Genomic DNA, 18,525 nt, shown 5'->3' with positions numbered 1-18,525 from the left:
GGTATGCATTGGCAATGCGTCAAGTACTGCAGACTTCTGGTTACTGGCTATGAGGGCGCCAGCGCAACCTTCACCATCGTCGCAATTTGGCACATGCACTGACGAGACTGGATGCTCAGCTACACTACAAAATTCAATCGTTATCTGGTCCATCGATCGATGTAGTTCCGGTGATCATCAACGACATTGCACACTGAGGTGCTTGCTAAACCAGGCGACAGCAGCACTGCTCGATATCTCGAAGCCGGATTCGTAAGGCGCGAAGTGGCCACCTGGAATCAGGCAAAGCTGCTTGGGCTCTTGAGCTTGTTCGAAAGCAGCAAATTCAAGATCGGTCATCGTCAACGTATAGTGCGTGGCAACCACCATCAGCAACGGAGTGGGTGAAATACGGTCAATCCACGCACCCGGTTCGTACATTCTGGCCATGGCCGTCGACCTCAATGTGACGCTATTCATCCAAGAGCCCGCAGGAAGCGCTTGTGAATAGAATTTGATTGCCTCCTGCGATCTGTACGCAGCCGGCTGGGATTGGTCGGCGCTGACGATTGCCTGTACGCGTGGCGGCTCCCCACGCGCTTGAGCGCGTTCGTCTTCTGTGAGATGCTCGAGAAATCCTGGGAGCGAATCGGGCGATATGGGCCGCAGGCTTTGTTCATAGCCACTGATAGTTTGGACTTGAGATACGACGCATTTCAGTCTTCGGTCGGTTGCGCCGAGAATGAGGGCATGTCCACCGGCATAACTGGTTCCCCATAAGCCGATTCGGCTCGAATCGACGTCCGGTCGCGCTTCGTGGAAGGAAATTGCACGGCGCCAATCGGCGATTTGTGTCCACGGGTTAATGTCTTGCCGCGGTAGTCCGTCGCTTGCCCAAAAGCTTCGGTGGTCGTGGACCAAGACTGCGAACCCTGCCTCGGAGAATGCCTCAGAAAAGCGCTCCAAACGGTGCTCTTTAACACCGGCAAATCCATGAGCCATGGTGATTGCTGGATGCCGTTCCTAGTCATTTCTCGGAAGATTTAACCAGCCGCGCAGCATAATTTCGCCATCCGCCTGAAATGCTACGTCCTGTCTTGTCGTCATCGGGGAAGTCTTTCAAATTCACCAAGTATGCATATGCACATATTAAATGGTTTGGGACAATTCTGCAAACGACCCAGCCGCAGCTCAAGCGTAGGACTGGTGCCTCTTTCTGCGCGCAAAGGGCATTGCATTTGGCCAGCTTGACCGTCGTGGAGAAAGCGTGACAATCTCAAAAGCGGGGCGTCCGTGAGTGCTGATCGGCTTGACAGCTGCCGTCTTTGTCGTTTGCAGAACCTCTGGTGCGACTAGCGCGGATGCCGCAGTAATGTGGCGCGAGAGTGTTGGCGTGGCCGAAAATGCAATTGCGCGTGGGAAGGTCTGAACGCTTGGTCGGAGGCGAGTGTCCGCACGAAGACTTCGACGTGGTGAAGAAAATGGGGGCCGTTCGTTACTGCGGAGAGTCACTATGGACTATCTCGAAAGTTTGCGAGTCTTTCGTTCGGTTGTCGAAGCAAAGAGTTTTACGCGTGCTGCGGATATGCTGGGGCTCACGGCGCCGATCGTCTCGCGGGCAATCGCAGGGCTTGAGCAGCGACTCGGCAGCCGCCTATTTCACAGAACGACGCGACAAGTTTCTTTAACGGAAGCGGCTGAACACTTTTACCAAGGCTGCGCTCAGATCCTCGACGCTTTGGAAGCGCTCGAGGCAGAAGCTTCCGTGCAGACGCGAGAGCCGAGCGGGGTGCTTCGACTGGTGGCCCACACGACTGCGACGGTGAATCGGCTCGTACCCCTAATTTCGACGTTCAAGCACAAATATCCGAAGATAAGCCTAGACGTAACGCTAACTGAAAGGCCCGTTGATCTGGTCGCGGATGGTTATGATCTGGGCATTGTGCTCCCATTCATGCTGAGCACCGATACAACCATTACTCGCCTGCTGGAGCGCATGCCTCTGGCGATCGTCGCGACGCCGGAATATTTGAGCGAACGCTCCTTGCCCTTGCACCCGACCGACTTGACCGAACACCTCTTTGTAACGATGTCGCCCTCGCTTCGGAAACCGTTATTGACCTTCCGCATCGGGGAGGAGGACTTGAGTATTCCACTCAAGTACGATGTGGCGTCAAACAATGCGGTTTTTAATAGGGAGATGGTGCTGCAGGGGTTTGGCATTGGGGTTGTTCCTGCAGCACTGGTTCGAAACGAACTGTCATCGGGCAGACTTGTATCAATTCTTGAGGCGTTCAGCATTGTTGACGGTGCGCTTGAAATTCGCCTTGCGTATAACACACGGACCCTCCTTCCCGCCAAGGTTAAAGCGTTCGTAGAACACGCTGCTGCGTTCTTTGAATCGGTTTCTTAAGAGGGTTCGTCTTGTGCACAGGGCTAAGCTTAGATCTCGATTTAGCGCGCTATTCCGTGTGCTTGTCGCGACGGAGATAAGTGATCCAGATTGATGGTAATACACGTTCGCTTCTGAGCTTTGGGCGCTCCGCGCGCGCGGATTGACTGAACCGCCCCGGATTTGGTGGAGGCTCCAACTCTTGAGAGAATGGAGCTATGAACAAGTCGAACAAGTTTTCTGCTGAAGTCCGCGAACGTGCTGTGCGCATGGTGCAAGAGCATCGGGGCGAGTATGCCTCACAGTGGGCAGCGATTGAATCCATCGCCCCCAAGATCGGCTGTACGAGCCAGACGCTGCTGGGATGGGTCAAGCGAGAAGAAGTTGATAGCGGTGAGCGTGAGGGTGTCACCACGTCGGAACGTGAACGCCTCAAGGCACTGGAGCGTGAGGTTAAGGAACTGCGCCGTGCCAATGAGATTCTGAAGCTGGCGAGCGCATTTTTCGCCCAGGCGGAACTCGACCGCCGCCTGAAGTCCTGAAGGCCTTTATCGACCAGCATCGCGACACCTTCGGGGTCGAGTCGATCTGCAAGGTCTTGCGGATTGCCCCGTCGGGCTATCGGCGTCATGCCGCACAGCTTCGCGATCCGTCGCGGCGCTGTGCCCGAGCGAAACGCGATGAGTTTCTGAGTCCAGAAATCAAGCGAGTCTGGCAGGCCAACATGCAGGTCTACGGCGCGGATAAAGTCTGGAAGCAGTTGAACCGGGAGGGTATTGCGGTGGCACGTTGCAGCGTCGAGCGGCTGATGAAGCAACAGGGTTTGCGCGGTGTGAGGCGTGGAAAGCGAGTTCGCACGACTATCCCCGATGTATCGGCTCCACGCCCGCTCGACCGGGTCAACCGTCAGTTCAAGGCTGACCGGCCGAACCAGCTCTGGGTGTCGGATTTCACGTACGTCTCGACGTGGCAGGGCTGGCTCTATGTCGCATTTGTGATCGACGTGTTCGCTCGGCGCATTGTCGGCTGGCGCGTCAGCTCGTCGATGACCACGGACTTCGTTCTGGATGCACTTGAACAGGCGCTGTACGCTCGACGGCCGGACAATGACGGAACACTGATCCATCACTCCGATAGAGGTTCGCAATACGTCAGCATTCGCTACAGCGAACGGCTGACCGAAGCAGGCATCGAGCCGTCGGTTGGCAGCCGAGGCGACAGCTACGATAACGCGCTGGCTGAAACGATCAACGGCCTGTACAAGGCCGAACTGATTCATCGTCGTGCGCCGTGGAAAACGCGTGAGTCTGTCGAGCTGGCGACGCTGGAATGGGTCGCGTGGTTCAACCACCATCGGCTGATGGAACCTCTCGGCTATATTCCGCCCGCTGAAGCTGAGGCAAACTACTACCGGCAATTCAGCAATACCATCGCTGTGCCGGCATCAACTTAAACCAACCAGCCTCCACGATTCCCGGGGCGGTTCAGACAACCCATAGTCCACAGTTGACTGTTAATGGTGGCATGCCGGTCGCCGAGGGTGTAATCGAGCAGGGTTGCGAGATTGTATGGTTGAGGTCCGTGCGGACCGCCGACCTCGTAAGTCTTGCCAGTACAGCCTTCGAGGCGAAGCGTTTGCTGTGCAAACGACGTCAAGGTGCAGTAACGTGCTCGTCCATAGAGCACGCGAAAATGGCGTTTAGATATTAGATTTTGGAAAATCAACTGTAGCATCGGGAGGAGCCAGTATCAGGCTGCCGCGCAACCCAAGATGGTTACCTGTCAGATGTATAGTTCCACGATGCAGCCGGGCAACGGAAGCAACTAGCGAGAGTCCCAATCCAATTCCCGGTGTGCCTCGGCTTGCGTCGCCGCGGTAAAAGCGGTCCGTGACGTTAGGTTTCTCATCGTCAGGGACGCCTGGGCCATCATCGGCGACGGCAATTACGACGTTTCCACTCCAATCCTTCGATGCCTCGACAGTAATGTTTCCATTGAGTTGGGCGTATTTGAGGGCGTTGTCGATGAGGTTTCCGATGGCCTGCGCGATCAGCAACGGATCGCCCATTGTCTCTCTCGTAGTAGGTCAACTTATCTGCCATTTCTGAGCCGATTTCCTCGGTACTTCTGCGCTTTTCCTCTGTATTAACGACCTCGTGATAGTCAAGCACGCTCGACCACCGGCACGATGCGGGCCGGTTTGCCACGCACATCAGTTGGTGTCCGATAGTGGCCAATGAGGTAACGCGCGGATACACGTACTCGATCGCCGGGTTTGAACTTCGCCGGGCGTCCATCGCGATCGACAATTGGCCGCGTGGAACTCGTAGTCGACGACGGCTGGGCGCCCCGGCCGTAGCCGAACGCAACAAGCGCTGAACAGGTCGAAGCGGTTCTTCGCCGCAGTCTGCGCGACGCGTTGACAAGGATAGGCGGGGTACTGTCTCGTTCGTTACGATGCTTCGTCCAATCGCCCATATTGCCACCTGATTCGGGTTAAAGAGGCACGGCGCTATATGGGGCATTGTATGGACCGTATGCGGATGCCGTCTGTCGTGCATGCCCGAAATTCCAACGAATGCACGATTGCCCGGGGTTTCCGTCGAAGAAACTGACTTAGCGGCCAAACTTCGCCGCCCCGGCGCGCCGGGGATTGTTCTTCTCGGCGCAAGAATCAGATGCGGCCGGGAGATTGATCGCTGCGGTCGCGCTCGCTATTCTGTGCACATGCACACTCAATCACCCGAAAACGACGACTGTTTCGCTGTCAGACAGGCGGCCAGATACATTTCTCAGCTTTATGAGCGCCATCTGTCGGAGGCAGACGTCACGCCGACTCAGTTCAGTATTCTGCGGGCGCTTAAAAAAGGGGTCAGTTTGACGATGATTGAACTGGCCACCGCAATGCTGATGGATCGAACCACGCTGGTCCGGGCGCTTCGTCCGCTGCTGCTAAACGGTCTTGTAGCCAATGAGTCAGAGGACCGAGGTGCGCGCCGCCTGCAATTGATTCTCACGACCGACGGCCATGCAAAGCTGGTCGAGGCAACGGTTCACTGGAGTGCGGCGCAGGACGAGTTCGAACGGAAGTTCGGCCCCCAGCAAGCCGCGTTTCTTAGGCATGAGCTTTTCCGTATCTCTCGCGATGTTTCTAAAAGTTTGATCAAAGAGTAGGGCTTGTTAGCCCGAACAATGTTAGTTTTCATGCGCATAAGTGCATATACACAGGTGAAATCATGTCAAGTCCGTCCAGTCCCGCACCCGTAATCACCAAACCAGCGTCGCAGCAGCAACGCGTCCCGTGGATGTCGCTGGCAGTAGGGGTGGTTTTTCTGGTCCTCGCCGCCGCGGCGGGCTACTGGTATTTCGTGTTGCGCTTTGAGCAATCGACGGATGACGCATATGTCGGCGGAAATGTCACAGTGATGGCGCCGAAGGTCAACGGTTTCGTCACAGACATCTTCGTTCAGGACAACCAGCGCGTTAAGGCCAACCAGATACTGATTCGCCTCGACTCGCGTGACTATGACGCGAAGCTCGCGCAAGCCACTGCGGAAGTCGACAGCGCACGAGCCGCAGTTTCAGAATTGCAGGCGAAGCAAACACTCCAGGCGGCCGTGATCAACCAGCATCAGGCGGAACTTCGTTCGTCGTCTGCCGAATTGACCCGTAGCGCTGCCGACCAGTCGCGGTATCGGCAACTGGTCAAAGACGATGCTGTGTCAAACCAGATCGTCGAGCGTGCGGACGCCGATTTTTCAAAGGCGCAAGCGGCAGTGCAAAGCAACGATGCTGCCGTGCTGGCTGCGAAGCGCGAATTGGACGTCCTCAGCGCGCAGATCGCTGATGCCCAGGCAAGGGTCGGTACAGCTCTGGCGGCTCAGCGTGTGGCCGCACTGAACGTCGAATACACCACGATCCGCTCCCCGGTCGACGGATACATCGGAAACCGCACCGCACGCGTCGGCATGCTGGCCAACACGGGCGTATCGCTGCTGACAGTTGTGCCATCGACAGACTTATGGGTGGACGCGAACTTCAAGGAAGACCAACTGAAAAAAATGCAGGTAGGCGACCGGGTTGATGTTTCGCTTGATGCTTCGAGTGCCCCCTTGCACGGTCACGTTGAAAGCTTGGCGCCCGCTACCGGTGCGACCTTCAGCGTACTGCCGCCGGAAAACGCTACCGGCAACTTTACGAAAATCGTACAGCGCGTTCCGGTGCGCATTCGACTTGATGTCCCGCGTGGGATGGAATCGGTGTTGCGCCCAGGCTTGTCCGCGACGGTCAAGGTACGCATCGGCGATGCTTCGCAGATTTCGAGCGGAAACTAAGAGCGCCCAAGGTCCCGATCATGACAACTTCAAACTTACTTGACCCAGCTTCGCAGCCAATGCGGCAACGCGTGTTTGCTTTCGCGCTTATGTGCCTCGGGTTTTTCATGGCGACGCTGGATATTCAGATCGTTGCCTCGTCTCTTCGAGATATTGGTGGTGGGCTCTCTGCAAGCCAGGACGAGTTGTCGTGGGTCCAGACCGCGTACCTGATTGCTGAGATTCTGGTGATCCCGATGTCGGGATGGCTCTCCAAGGTCTTCTCGACGCGCTGGCTATTTGTGGCATCCGCCGTGGGCTTCACCATTACCAGTATGCTGTGCGGCATCGCGTGGGACATCAACTCGATCATTACATTTCGCGCTTTGCAGGGTGCGATGGGTGCAGCGATGATTCCCACTGTATTTACCACGGCGTTTGTCCTTTTCCCGGGCAAACAGCGGCTGATCGCGTCCACCACAATCGGTGCGTTGGCTTCCTTGGCGCCAGCTGTCGGACCGGTCATCGGCGGCTGGATTACCGATCAATGGTCTTGGCACTGGCTGTTTTATCTGAATCTTGTACCGGGGGTGGCCGTCGCTGCGCTGGTACCGAAGTACGTGAATATTGACAAACCAGATTTATCGCTTCTCAAAAAGGGTGACTATCTTGGCATCCTTCTGATGTCGGGTTTCCTCGGGTGTCTCGAATACGTCCTTGAAGAAGGTCCGCGCAAAAACTGGTTTGGTGACCACGTCATCGTGGCATGTACGTGGATTTCCGCAATCTGCGGTTTCCTTTTCATAGTCCACGCGCTGACAGCGAAGGATCCGATCGTAGATCTGCGCGCGCTGCTCGTACGAAATTTTGGCATCGGGAGCCTGTTGTCGTTTGTCACAGGTATCGGCATCTTCGTTGCAGTGTTTCTGACGCCGCTATTTCTCAGTCAGGTGCGAGGCTTCAGTTCGTTGCAGATCGGCATTGCGTTGCTCTCGGTCGGCGTATTCCAGCTTATTGCACTCGGCGTGTACGCGTTGGTTTCTCGTTTCGTTGACATGCGTTTGCTTCTGTTCTTCGGGCTGGTGTGCTTCGGGTTGGGGTGCTATCTGTACGTGCCGCTGACTCACGACTGGGGCTGGCAGCAACTGCTTCTGCCACAGGCACTGCGTGGTATCGGACAGCAGTTCGCCATCCCGCCGATTGTCACGATGGCGCTAGGCTCACTGCCTCAATCGCGGCTCAAGTCCGCCAGCGGCCTGTTCAATCTAATGCGCAATCTTGGTGGCGCGATCGGCATCGCAGTTAGTGCCACGATGTTGAACGACCGGCTTAACTTCCACTATCTTCGGCTTAATGAAAGTGTCACGGTAGGACGTCCAGAGGTGGAATCGGTGCTGTCGGGCCAGACGGCTCACTGGTCGTCCGCCGCCGGCGACACGTTAAATGCGACCCAGTCCGGGTTGGCCAGTTTGCACGGGCTGGTGATGCGCGAAGCATTAGTTCTGACGTATTCCGACATTTTTTACGTGCTGTCACTTTGCTTCCTTGTGGGCATCGTCAGTGTATTTTTCGCCCGCTCCATAACCACTTCCGCACCGCCACCGGACGCACACTGAGGTCAATCATGAAAAGGATTTTAATCGGAGTTTTGGCTTGTCTTTCGTTGGCTGCGTGTGCCGTTCAGCCGGCGGCCCATCCCGACTTGCCTAGCGCAGTAACGTCAGTGTCGCCGGCGAACTGGAGTGTTGACGTGCCGAAGGATGGGGTCGATGCCACAGCGTGGTGGTCTCAATTCGGCGACCCTGTCCTTGACGAACTAGTTGCGTCAGTGCTGAGCGGCAATCTGGATTTACAGGCCGCCAGCGAACGAGTCAAGCAGGCAAGGGCACTCACGACACAGAAGAATGCCGCGCTGTTGCCGGAACTTGACGCGACCGCCGCAGCGTCTGATAGCAGAATCAACACGCCTCCCCCACTGGGGTATGTCCGGCAAGGTGGCGTTGGCCTGGCGCTGAAATGGACTCCGGACGTGTTCGGCGGAGAGCGCCTCGATTTGCTCGCTGCACAAGCGCAGTTGGTGGGACAGCAGCACGCTGAGGACGAGTTCAGGTTGGCCTTGGCGGCCAACGCGGCTTCGGCCTATGTCGATTTGCGCTGGGCGCAATCTGAATTGAAGATATTGCAGGATAACGTGGTAATTCGTCAACGAGCGCTCCAGTTGACCCAGGAGCGGCTCAAGTTTGGGCTTTCAACGCAGCTAGACGTAGCGCGTGCGCAAAACCAGTTGAGCGAATTGTTGGCTCGTGTTCCCCAAGCGCAGTCGACGATCCAGCATGAGCTAAGCCTCATTGCCGTGTACTCAGGGCGCACGCCAGAATCGGTCGACAAGCTTATCCTGGCGACGCCGGCTCCAGTGCCTACTCCGGGTGGGACCGCGCCGCTAACGCTCCCGTCTGAAGCGCTGCTGCGCCGCCCTGATGTGCTCGCGGCGTACGCTACGGTTCAGCAACGCGCCGCTGAAGTTGGCGTGGCAAAGGCGGAGCGGTATCCGAAGTTCACCCTGAATCTGAGTGATGGTCTGCTCGCTGCGTCATACCTTGGCCTGCCAACCCTAACCGACAATCTATTTAGCGCGGCACTTAACGCCACCAGTCCGATCTTTAACGCGGGTCGCATTACGGCAGGTATCCAGCAGAGTGAAAGCAAAATGCGCGAATCGCAGTTGGGCATGCAGCAAACGATCCTTCAGGCGCTTAAAGAAGTGGAAGATAGCCGCAGCGATCTCGTTAGCACCACGGAGTCGACACAGCGTCTAACGGACGCGTTGGCGGCGTCAGATCAGTCGCTGAGACTGGCTAACCAGCTGTATAAAGGCGGCGCGACTGATTTTCTCGACGTACTCGCCGCGCAACAGACGTACTTGCAGGACTCGGACCAGTTGAATCAGGCGAAGCGGGAGCACGCGCTCGCTGCCGTGGCTCTGTACCGTTCGTTGGGTGGTGGTTGGAGTGAGAGCGCCGAAGCTGGCGTGGCGGCGCGGAACGAATATGGTCAGACCTCTGGCGCGACCGTTTTGTCGGCCGCCAGCCATTAATAGATACAGCGGGCCAGACCAGTCCACAGGACCCGCGCGCTTGGAAAAGTAATCGCCTTCTTTGGCGGCGTTCTGCGACCAAGCAGGAAGCGTGCGTGTCGCCCGGTAGTTCACATAGTTCGTCGTGACTGCCCGGGCAACGTCGCTCAAAGACCTAGATAGGCGGCCTTCGCGGTAGACAACGACGCTTTACCTTGCGCACGACATCGTCTGTCAGCACCTCTTCCTGACCATTCAAAACCGCTTGCAGTACTTGCGCCACGAAGTCTTCCGGCTTGCTCTGCGGCACGTCGAGTCGAGCAGTCATGTCAGTCTCGATATAGGCCGGATGTACCCCGACCACCAAAGTATTTTGCTTGCGCAGTTCTGCCCTCAGATTGTAAGCGGCCGGTTATCCCATCTTGACGGCAGCGTGCGGTTCAGGCCTGCAGAGAGGGGGTGTAGTCCTTTCTGTGCAAATTCTGGGGGTTTGATATTAAAGACCATATTAATCAATGGCTTGCGAAGCCGGCGATTGTGCGAAAACCACTGAACTGCCGAGCCGTGCTGCAAGCCGCTCTGCGCGCGACTACCGCCATGATTTACTGAGATGGACCCGGCGCCTCCCTCCGGGGGACACTGACGCACTCACCCAGACGTGTGGAGGTTCATCATGGAAATCGACGTTCTCGGCATTGATCTCGCGAAGCAGGTCTTCCAGCTCCACGGCGCTGATCGTCGCGGTCGGGTTGTGCATCGTGCGAAGGTCTCGCGGGGGTCATTCTTCGAATCCGTGCGCACACTGAAGCCAAGAATGGTCGTCATGGAAGCATGTAGCACCGCCCACCACTGGGCACGGCGTTTCCAGTCGCTCGGCATTGAAGTCCGGCTGATCCGCCCGCAGTACGTGGTACCGTTCGTCAAGACGAACAAGAACGACCGCAACGATGCGGAAGCGATCGTTGAAGCCTCGAGCCGGCCCACGATGCGCTTCGTGACGGTCAAATCGGTCGATCGGACATCCAGCCGGCACACCGCATGCGCGCTATCCTGCTGCGCCACCGCACCGCGCTGATCAATCAGATACGTGGCCTGCTCGGCGAACGCCGGCTGGCTATTTCGCGCTCGCCAGAAGCCTTCAAGCGCGCGGTACCGGAACTGCTGCGCACGAGCGCCGATGAACTGACTTCATTTTGCCAGACTCTGCTCACCGAACTTCTGCAGCACCTGGGCGCCATCGAGGAACGTGTTCACCTGATCGAGGCATCTATCCAGTCGTTCATGAAGCCGTCTTCGTTGTGCAAGAAGATCGCCGAGATCCCCGGGGATTGGTCCGATTACCGCCACGGCCGTTGTCGCCGCAGTCGGCGACGCGAGGCAGTTCCGCAACGGCCGGCATCTGTCTGCGTGGCTGGGCCTCGTGCCCCGACAGTATTCGTCTGGCGGCAAGCCGCGCCTGCAGGGCATCAGTCGGCGCGGTGACACGTATTTGCGAACACTCCTTATTCACGGCGCGCGAGCGGTGCTTCGCTACGTGCAGGCCAAGACCGATTCGCTCAGCATCTGGCTCCAGCAGCTTATTGCGCGACGCGGGTACAACTGCGCCGCGGTGGCGCTGGCCAACAAGAACGCGCGCATCATTCAGGCGATGCTCAGTCACGAGGAACACTATCTACCACATGGCGTGAACGCATAGGCGAACAAAGCGTATTTTCGGCAGTTACTACCCGCACTGGTTTGCGAAGCTTCTCAAAGCGATGACGAAATAGGTTGAACCAGCATCCTGAAGCCTGTTTTTCGTGCTGGCTGCCACTAACGGCGAGCCGCGAATTTGCTAAGGACGGGGTGCGCGGATATCATCGAGGCTGCGGGCGTGCTTCGGCAACCGCCCATCTGGCAAGCCGGATACATGCATGCAGACCGTTTCGACATCACGAACAAGAAGCTTGCAAAAGGCGCCGGGTCCATACATGCACGGAAAGGACGATAGCCCCGACATCGGCGGCTTCGACTTCAGTTGCTGCGACGCCAATGAAGCGCTGGTGCGCCAGCTGTATCAGTGCGAGTTCATCGACTCGGCGCACAACATCGCTCTGGTGGATGGACCCGGCACTGGAAAGACCCATCTGGCAACCGCGATCGTTGTGCAGGCCCTCGAACATCATCGCCGCCGCGTGCGCTTCTTCTCCACCATCGAGCTGGTCAACGCGCTCGAACAGGAGAAGCTCGTGGGCAAGCCTGGACAGCTCGCTACGCGACTCATGTATGCAGATCTTGTGGTTCTGGACGAGCTCGGCTATCTGCCCTTCAGCCAGACCGGCCGGTGCATTCCTGTTCCACCTGCTCAGCAAGCTCTATGAACGAACCAGCATCATCATCACCACCAATCTGAGCTTCACCGAATGGGCCAGTGTGTTTGGCGATGCAAAGCTGACGACCGCGCTGCTCGACCGGCTCATGCACCACTGCCACATTGTAGAAACAGGTAACGATAGCTATCGTTTCAGAAACAGCACGACACAGCCTAAGAATGAGAGAAAGAAGACCCAGATACTCACCGAATAACCCGCAAAGCTGGTCCAACGGGTGAGTCAGAATTCAATGCAAATCCCGGGTCAGGATTTCATGCAAATCAATACAGCGAGACTTCTATCAGGATCGGCCCGAGTACACGCTCGACTACTTTGCTGTGCCCGCCACGAACGGTCTGCTACTGCTGGCGTTTTTCACGTTCGTGTTAGAGGAGGCTGAACGATACGACCCCAGCGCAGTCAGTTATGCGGACCGTTTTTACACTTGGGGTGGGCCCGGCTTGGGTCGTTTGATTACTTTCAGGGCTCCCCCCGACCCCGATCTCCCGACGGTGCTCGCCGAGCCGTAACAACTGTGGTAGACCACACTCAGCGCGTGACGCATGCCCAGGTAGGGTAAAGAGGTATTCGTACGAATGCCCGCTGCGCATTCGGGCTTTGAACAATTCAGCCCGGCCACGCGCATTGCACGGCGACCAGATGCTGTTTGTTTTCCACTCTGAAGCATCACCTGCATGTGCAGTGTTAATCGAGTGCCGCGAAGCCTTCCTCCAGTAATGCAGCCCGATAAGCAAAGCGGGTCGCGTCGCGCACCCTGAGTTTGCCAAGATTCTCGATCTTCCAGCGAATGGCCGGCAGGTAGCGTAGATGGTCGTACGGCATCAGTGACCAGTCTGGCTCGACTCTCACGAGCGAGGCGAGAAATTTACGATGCTCCGTAGTTAGCGCCCGCGGTAGATCATGGTGGAGGAGGGCCTGAACGGCCTCAAGTGCAGCCAGATCGACCTGATCAACGGTCATCCCGACGAAACCGGCTTCGTATTCGTCCTCAAGGGAGCGCGGCTTCGCAAAAAGTACTTCATGGAGTGGGCGGTTATGGCCAGCAAGATAGCCCACAAATGCCGTCACGACGTCCTCGCGCAGACCATATGTGTCATACATGTGCTGCACATCAAAAATATCGCGCGGATGCTGCCGGTCCAGTGCCGTAACGAGTTTGCTGCCGTAAAGCTCGGCATCGGCAAGCGTCGGCACTTCGAAGTCGACGCGGAACATCGCCTGTGCGCGCGGCACGACACTTCGTTTTACCGTCGATGTAAGTGTGCCGCGAAAAACGTAGTTCACCTCGACCTTGACCTGGGCCTCAGCGGACGAGACGGTCAGTTTCACGTCGTCGGCTTTGTTTCTGCCACTGGCGGCGGCCACGGTAACCATGTGTCCCTGTCGCTCGATAGCCTGCCGGGCGCGAGCGAGTTCGTCATGGATGATGGCGAGAGCCTCGTCGCGGCCCGGCTCATGGGGACACATGACCACGTCGATATCGACGGACAGGCGGGGCAGGTCCTGAACAAACATGCAGATGGCGGTGCCTCCTTTCATCGCGAAGTGATGCGTGTCAAAAACATCTGGCGTGATGGCCAGCATGAGGCGAACCCCGTATTGACGTATTGATCGTTCATTGAGAGGACGTTGAGCTTACGAGGCGTGCAGATCAGGCCTTCAGGGTGAGGCGAGGGCCGCCCTTGCGGCTACTCGTCCAACGTCGGCCGGGCCCAAGCCGGTCGACATGTCGCTGGAGGTCTTGGCCCCAGGGAAGTCCGCTCGCCTCCCCAAGGTCGCGCACAAGCTTGACGACCTTGACGCGCGTGCAGTGCGAGAGGAGGGTGTCTAAAACTGTCGGCCGGAGATTGCGCAACGAGGACGCGAGGCTCATGGCTTCCTCAAGCGACTGGCCCTTCGCACGTCGTTTGCCCACATCGCTGGCGAGTTCAAGCAGTGCGCGCTCGGGCTCGGAAACGAGCAGCGTGGGATCGCGGTTGGGCAGCGGTGACAGAGCGGTGTTTTCCGGCAAGCTTGAGTCGAACAGGAGTGTCGTCTGCAGCGTATAGGGCATATGTTCGCCGACCCAGTCCGGCATGACGTAGGGGCGTTCGGCCCACAGCACGACGCGCTCGCGAAAACTCAGGTTGTGTGACGCACACCCTGCCAGTCCAGGGCCGTTCTGCCGCCGACGTGGAGGCCTGGTATCCGCTGGACCAGATAGGCCAGTATTCCATCCCGGGTGGGCGTGTAGCCAGCTAGCAGATAGGCGCCTTTGGACAGGCGTTGCAGCCATCCGGCGTTGACCAGATAGGTGGTCTGCTGGGCGCTCACGCCGCTGCCGCGAAGCATTTTCGGGTCGAGCGGTTGCCCGCGCGGCGCGCTTGCCATGAGCCGTTGAAGTGTCTTGCTGGCTATTCTGCCGATAATGCATGACTCTTTATAACATACCCCCTTTAATTTGAAGTTACAAAGAATAAATCATGCGGCATCCGCGCGCTGACGACAGGTGAAGATGAGGAGCGCGCTTCGCAGTGTGGGGATTTTCAGGCTCACGCGGCATGACTTTTTCTACAGAAATGCCGATTTTCTTGTATTTGGAGAGAATAATGTATGCACTCGCAGTGCTGCCGCCCGCGGATCCACGTTTGACCTTCGAGTAGCGCACGCGGCCGGCACGACAGACGGGAGCCCGTGACGTCAACTGCAGAAAGTTGTTCCCCAGATCAACGCTTGAGGCGATTTTGTGGCTTTTCCGGCAAGCCCCAAGTGCAACGCCGAATTGAATACCGATGAAAGCGCTCGCTGACTTTGCAGACGCAGTGGGGAAGAAGCTGGGCCTTTGGTATCACGCGGCGCGTGGTTCAGGCTGGAGGCTTGGAAGAAAACTATGCAAAAACCGGGAACAGTTTTCTGCAAACCAACGGGAATATTCGAGACATCGAGTCTGCGGCCCTTCACTTTACATAACATAATTTATCACCTTTTATGGTGTCAGAGCTTTTTAGTAATGTCTGGTTCTGGCTCATTAGAAATGTCCGGTTCCCGGCTCCGGACCGGCGGCTGTGGCGCATGCTGCGGCATGAGCACAGCCCGGGAGCCGGACATGAACGGACGTGGATTGATCACGATCAGCATGCACGAGCTCGAGCGCGTGAAGATCATCGAAGCGGTCGTCCAGCATCGCCTGACGATCGTGCTGGCGGCGGAACGGCTGCAGCTGTGTGAGCGTCAGGTCAGCCGGCTGGTGCGGCGCTACGAGGCTGCCGGACCGGCCGGGCTCGTCTCGGCGCGGCGTGGGCAACCGGGCAACCGCGAACTGCCGGTGGATCTCCGTGCGCGGGCCATGGCGCTGGTGCGTGAGCGTTACGCCGATTTCGGGCCGACACTGGCGTGCGAGAAGCTCGCCGAGTGTCATGGCGTGGTGCTGGCGAAAGAAACCGTGCGGCGCTGGATGCGTGAGGCCGGGCTGTGGATTCCCCGCCGGCAGCGACCGCCGAAGCTGCATCAGCCGAGAAACCGCCGAGCATGCCTGGGCGAACTGGTGCAGATCGACGGCAGCGATCACCGCTGGTTCGAGGGCCGCGCGCCAGCCTGCACGCTGCTGGTGTTCATTGACGATGCGACCAGCCGGCTGATGGCGCTGCATTTCACGGCGACAGAGTCGACCTTCAGCTATTTCGAGGCGATGCGCGCGTACCTTGAACAGCATGGCAAGCCGGTCGCGCTGTACAGCGACAAGGCGAGCGTATTTCATTGCAACAGCCATTCGGTGACGCCTGGCAAGGGCGTGACGCAGTTTGGCCGCGCGCTGTACGAACTGAATGTGGATACGTTCTGTGCCAACAGCAGTCAGGCGAAGGGGCGCGTCGAGCGCGCCAATCTGACGTTGCAGGATCGCCTCGTGAAGGAATTGCGGCTACGCGGCATCAGCACGAAGGAGGCGGCCAACGCTTATGCGCCCCACTTCATCGCTGACTTCAATGGCCGGTTCGGCAAGGTGCCCAGGAGCGCGTTCGATGCACACCGGCCGTTACGGGCCGATGACGATCTCGACCTGATCCTGACGTGCCGGGTGCCGCGGCGCGTGTCGAAGGTGCTGACGGTGCAGTACGACCGGGTGATCTATCTGCTTGAAGACACGGCGGCAAACCGCAGCCTCATTCACAACTATCTGGACGTGTTCGAGTATCCGGACGGACGCATCGAGATCCGGGTCAATGGCGCTGCCCTGCCCTGTGTGCCGTATGACCGGCTCTCGGAGATCGACCAGGCGGCGGTGGTCGATAACAAGCGGCTGGGACACACGTTGCAGATGGCGCAGGTGATCCAGGCGCAGCGCGATGACCGGCGTGCGTCAGGCTCGCCGTCGAGAACGAATCAGGGCGAAGCGCCGCGGCCGAAGGAGCGCAAGGTGGGCACCTGCAAGCAGCGCGAACTGACGCTTGAAGACCTGAATGCAGCGGTCCTGGGAACTGCCGGAACGCGGGCAGGCTCGGTGCTTGAAAGCCCTCTAACATAGAGATTTCTGAACCTTAAAACCGGACATTTCTAAAAAGTCCAAACCCGGACATTTCAGAATGGCCTCGACATATGGTGTCAGAGCTTTTTAGTAATGTCTGGTTCTGGCTCATTAGAAATGTCCGGTTCCCGGCTCCGGACCGGCGGCTGTGGCGCATGCTGCGGCATGAGCACAGCCCGGGAGCCGGACATGAACGGACGTGGATTGATCACGATCAGCATGCACGAGCTCGAGCGCGTGAAGATCATCGAAGCGGTCGTCCAGCATCGCCTGACGATCGTGCTGGCGGCGGAACGGCTGCAGCTGTGTGAGCGTCAGGTCAGCCGGCTGGTGCGGCGCTACGAGGCTGCCGGACCGGCCGGGCTCGTCTCGGCGCGGCGTGGGCAACCGGGCAACCGCGAACTGCCGGTGGATCTCCGTGCGCGGGCCATGGCGCTGGTGCGTGAGCGTTACGCCGATTTCGGGCCGACACTGGCGTGCGAGAAGCTCGCCGAGTGTCATGGCGTGGTGCTGGCGAAAGAAACCGTGCGGCGCTGGATGCGTGAGGCCGGGCTGTGGATTCCCCGCCGGCAGCGACCGCCGAAGCTGCATCAGCCGAGAAACCGCCGAGCATGCCTGGGCGAACTGGTGCAGATCGACGGCAGCGATCACCGCTGGTTCGAGGGCCGCGCGCCAGCCTGCACGCTGCTGGTGTTCATTGACGATGCGACCAGCCGGCTGATGGCGCTGCATTTCACGGCGACAGAGTCGACCTTCAGCTATTTCGAGGCGATGCGCGCGTACCTTGAACAGCATGGCAAGCCGGTCGCGCTGTACAGCGACAAGGCGAGCGTATTTCATTGCAACAGCCATTCGGTGACGCCTGGCAAGGGCGTGACGCAGTTTGGCCGCGCGCTGTACGAACTGAATGTGGATACGTTCTGTGCCAACAGCAGTCAGGCGAAGGGGCGCGTCGAGCGCGCCAATCTGACGTTGCAGGATCGCCTCGTGAAGGAATTGCGGCTACGCGGCATCAGCACGAAGGAGGCGGCCAACGCTTATGCGCCCCACTTCATCGCTGACTTCAATGGCCGGTTCGGCAAGGTGCCCAGGAGCGCGTTCGATGCACACCGGCCGTTACGGGCCGATGACGATCTCGACCTGATCCTGACGTGCCGGGTGCCGCGGCGCGTGTCGAAGGTGCTGACGGTGCAGTACGACCGGGTGATCTATCTGCTTGAAGACACGGCGGCAAACCGCAGCCTCATTCACAACTATCTGGACGTGTTCGAGTATCCGGACGGACGCATCGAGATCCGGGTCAATGGCGCTGCCCTGCCCTGTGTGCCGTATGACCGGCTCTCGGAGATCGACCAGGCGGCGGTGGTCGATAACAAGCGGCTGGGACACACGTTGCAGATGGCGCAGGTGATCCAGGCGCAGCGCGATGACCGGCGTGCGTCAGGCTCGCCGTCGAGAACGAATCAGGGCGAAGCGCCGCGGCCGAAGGAGCGCAAGGTGGGCACCTGCAAGCAGCGCGAACTGACGCTTGAAGACCTGAATGCAGCGGTCCTGGGAACTGCCGGAACGCGGGCAGGCTCGGTGCTTGAAAGCCCTCTAACATAGAGATTTCTGAACCTTAAAACCGGACATTTCTAAAAAGTCCAAACCCGGACATTTCAGAATGGCCTCGACATATGGGTGCTATTACTTCATTCTCCTCTGCGGCTGAAAGCGAATATGGCACGAGCACCGTGCCACACCTGCCGCGCGTTCCAGGAATTCCGATCCGCAAGGCTGCGCGCTAGCTCAAGCCCCTGGTCATGCGTGACGGGAGTCGCTACATTCATCCAGGTGTTTGCCGTGCCCCCACAGCCGTTTCCAGTACGAAGTTCAGTCTGGCGCCACGCAAAGGA

At 58.3% G+C, this 18,525-nt stretch carries 12 protein-coding genes, 3 pseudogenes and 1 other annotated feature; of the genes and pseudogenes, 10 read left to right on the top strand and 5 right to left on the bottom strand.

The genetic code is table 11. The features are described 5' to 3' along the window. Window positions 1-177 precede the first annotated feature (177 nt). On the bottom strand, window positions 178-981 hold the full coding sequence (locus PQR27_RS38410; RefSeq protein WP_408528868.1) for an alpha/beta hydrolase: 804 nt from the start codon (window positions 979-981) through the stop codon (window positions 178-180). A 511-nt stretch (window positions 982-1,492) separates the two neighbouring features. On the opposite strand from PQR27_RS38410, the gene PQR27_RS38405 reads away from it, so the two are divergent. Beyond that, window positions 1,493-2,392 carry a LysR family transcriptional regulator gene (locus PQR27_RS38405; protein ID WP_408528867.1) on the top strand — a complete coding sequence of 300 codons (900 nt, stop codon included), beginning with the start codon at window positions 1,493-1,495 and terminating at the stop codon, window positions 2,390-2,392. A gap of 197 nt (window positions 2,393-2,589) precedes the next feature. Continuing rightward, a protein-coding gene (locus PQR27_RS38400; protein ID WP_408242455.1) for an IS3 family transposase occupies window positions 2,590-3,824 on the top strand; the annotation gives its coding sequence in 2 pieces (ribosomal slippage) (window positions 2,590-2,878 and window positions 2,878-3,824; 1,236 coding nt in all). Beyond that, window positions 2,868-2,984, top strand: a sequence feature (AL1L pseudoknot). Its footprint overlaps the gene before it by 117 nt. A gap of 246 nt (window positions 3,825-4,070) precedes the next feature. On the opposite strand, the gene PQR27_RS38395 is transcribed toward PQR27_RS38400, so the two are convergent. Further along, entirely contained in the window at window positions 4,071-4,439 is a 369-nt protein-coding gene (locus PQR27_RS38395; RefSeq protein WP_408528866.1) for a sensor histidine kinase, read from the bottom strand. Between the two features lie 659 nt (window positions 4,440-5,098). Between PQR27_RS38395 and PQR27_RS38390 the strand changes: the two genes are divergently transcribed. The 4 genes from PQR27_RS38390 (at window position 5,099) to PQR27_RS38375 (ending at window position 9,778) form a co-directional block, all read left to right on the top strand. Continuing rightward, entirely contained in the window at window positions 5,099-5,545 is a 447-nt protein-coding gene (locus tag PQR27_RS38390) for a MarR family winged helix-turn-helix transcriptional regulator (RefSeq protein ID WP_408528983.1), read from the top strand. A gap of 62 nt (window positions 5,546-5,607) precedes the next feature. Then, entirely contained in the window at window positions 5,608-6,705 is a 1,098-nt protein-coding gene (locus PQR27_RS38385) for an HlyD family secretion protein (RefSeq protein ID WP_408528865.1), read from the top strand. Window positions 6,706-6,725: 20 nt separating this feature from the next. Beyond that, window positions 6,726-8,300, top strand: coding sequence for a DHA2 family efflux MFS transporter permease subunit (locus PQR27_RS38380; protein ID WP_408528864.1), 1,575 nt, complete (start codon window positions 6,726-6,728; stop codon window positions 8,298-8,300). Between the two features lie 8 nt (window positions 8,301-8,308). Then, window positions 8,309-9,778, top strand: coding sequence for an efflux transporter outer membrane subunit (locus PQR27_RS38375; protein WP_408528863.1), 1,470 nt, complete (start codon window positions 8,309-8,311; stop codon window positions 9,776-9,778). Window positions 9,779-9,932: 154 nt separating this feature from the next. Here the strand turns inward: PQR27_RS38375 and PQR27_RS38370 are convergent, their stop codons facing one another. Beyond that, window positions 9,933-10,085, bottom strand: coding sequence for a hypothetical protein (locus PQR27_RS38370; protein ID WP_408528862.1), 153 nt, complete (start codon window positions 10,083-10,085; stop codon window positions 9,933-9,935). Between the two features lie 345 nt (window positions 10,086-10,430). On the opposite strand from PQR27_RS38370, the pseudogene PQR27_RS38365 reads away from it, so the two are divergent. Together PQR27_RS38365 and istB are read left to right on the top strand one after the other, a co-directional pair. Beyond that, window positions 10,431-11,453 (top strand): annotated as a pseudogene (locus PQR27_RS38365) (IS110 family RNA-guided transposase). A gap of 298 nt (window positions 11,454-11,751) precedes the next feature. After that, a pseudogene (gene istB / locus PQR27_RS38360) lies at window positions 11,752-12,322 on the top strand (IS21-like element helper ATPase IstB); the annotation flags it as partial. 491 nt (window positions 12,323-12,813) lie between these two features. Here the strand turns inward: istB and PQR27_RS38355 are convergent. Further along, complete coding sequence (locus PQR27_RS38355) at window positions 12,814-13,713, bottom strand: nucleotidyl transferase AbiEii/AbiGii toxin family protein (protein WP_408528861.1); 900 nt, start codon at window positions 13,711-13,713, stop codon at window positions 12,814-12,816. A 67-nt stretch (window positions 13,714-13,780) separates the two neighbouring features. Then, window positions 13,781-14,526: pseudogene (locus tag PQR27_RS38350) on the bottom strand (type IV toxin-antitoxin system AbiEi family antitoxin domain-containing protein). A gap of 688 nt (window positions 14,527-15,214) precedes the next feature. Here PQR27_RS38350 and PQR27_RS38345 point away from each other — a divergent pair. Next, window positions 15,215-16,630, top strand: a complete 1,416-nt coding sequence (locus tag PQR27_RS38345) for an ISNCY family transposase (protein ID WP_408525451.1) — start codon at window positions 15,215-15,217, stop codon at window positions 16,628-16,630. A 189-nt stretch (window positions 16,631-16,819) separates the two neighbouring features. Next, a complete protein-coding gene (locus PQR27_RS38340; RefSeq protein ID WP_408525451.1) occupies window positions 16,820-18,235 on the top strand; it encodes an ISNCY family transposase in 1,416 nt (471 codons plus the stop codon). Window positions 18,236-18,525: the final 290 nt, after the last annotated feature.

The sequence above is a fragment of the Paraburkholderia fungorum genome, assembly GCF_046027215.1.
Classification (GTDB): Bacteria; Pseudomonadota; Gammaproteobacteria; order Burkholderiales; family Burkholderiaceae; genus Paraburkholderia; species Paraburkholderia fungorum_D.
The sequence above is the reverse complement of the archived record's forward strand: the minus strand, read 5'-3'. Positions and strand labels throughout refer to the sequence as shown.

Excerpts from the sequence above, each read along its gene's own strand:
- PQR27_RS38395 (WP_408528866.1), bottom strand. The coding sequence starts at position 4,439 with ATGGGCGATCCGTTGCTGATCGCGCAGGCCATCGGAAACCTCATCGAC.
- PQR27_RS38410 (WP_408528868.1), bottom strand. The coding sequence starts at position 981 with ATGGCTCATGGATTTGCCGGTGTTAAAGAGCACCGTTTGGAGCGCTTT.
- PQR27_RS38390 (WP_408528983.1), top strand. The coding sequence starts at position 5,099 with ATGCACACTCAATCACCCGAAAACGACGACTGTTTCGCTGTCAGACAG.
- PQR27_RS38380 (WP_408528864.1), top strand. The coding sequence starts at position 6,726 with ATGACAACTTCAAACTTACTTGACCCAGCTTCGCAGCCAATGCGGCAA.
- PQR27_RS38340 (WP_408525451.1), top strand. The coding sequence starts at position 16,820 with ATGAACGGACGTGGATTGATCACGATCAGCATGCACGAGCTCGAGCGC.
- PQR27_RS38385 (WP_408528865.1), top strand. The coding sequence starts at position 5,608 with ATGTCAAGTCCGTCCAGTCCCGCACCCGTAATCACCAAACCAGCGTCG.
- PQR27_RS38375 (WP_408528863.1), top strand. The coding sequence starts at position 8,309 with ATGAAAAGGATTTTAATCGGAGTTTTGGCTTGTCTTTCGTTGGCTGCG.
- PQR27_RS38370 (WP_408528862.1), bottom strand. The coding sequence starts at position 10,085 with ATGACTGCTCGACTCGACGTGCCGCAGAGCAAGCCGGAAGACTTCGTG.
- PQR27_RS38405 (WP_408528867.1), top strand. The coding sequence starts at position 1,493 with ATGGACTATCTCGAAAGTTTGCGAGTCTTTCGTTCGGTTGTCGAAGCA.
- PQR27_RS38355 (WP_408528861.1), bottom strand. The coding sequence starts at position 13,713 with ATGCTGGCCATCACGCCAGATGTTTTTGACACGCATCACTTCGCGATG.
- PQR27_RS38345 (WP_408525451.1), top strand. The coding sequence starts at position 15,215 with ATGAACGGACGTGGATTGATCACGATCAGCATGCACGAGCTCGAGCGC.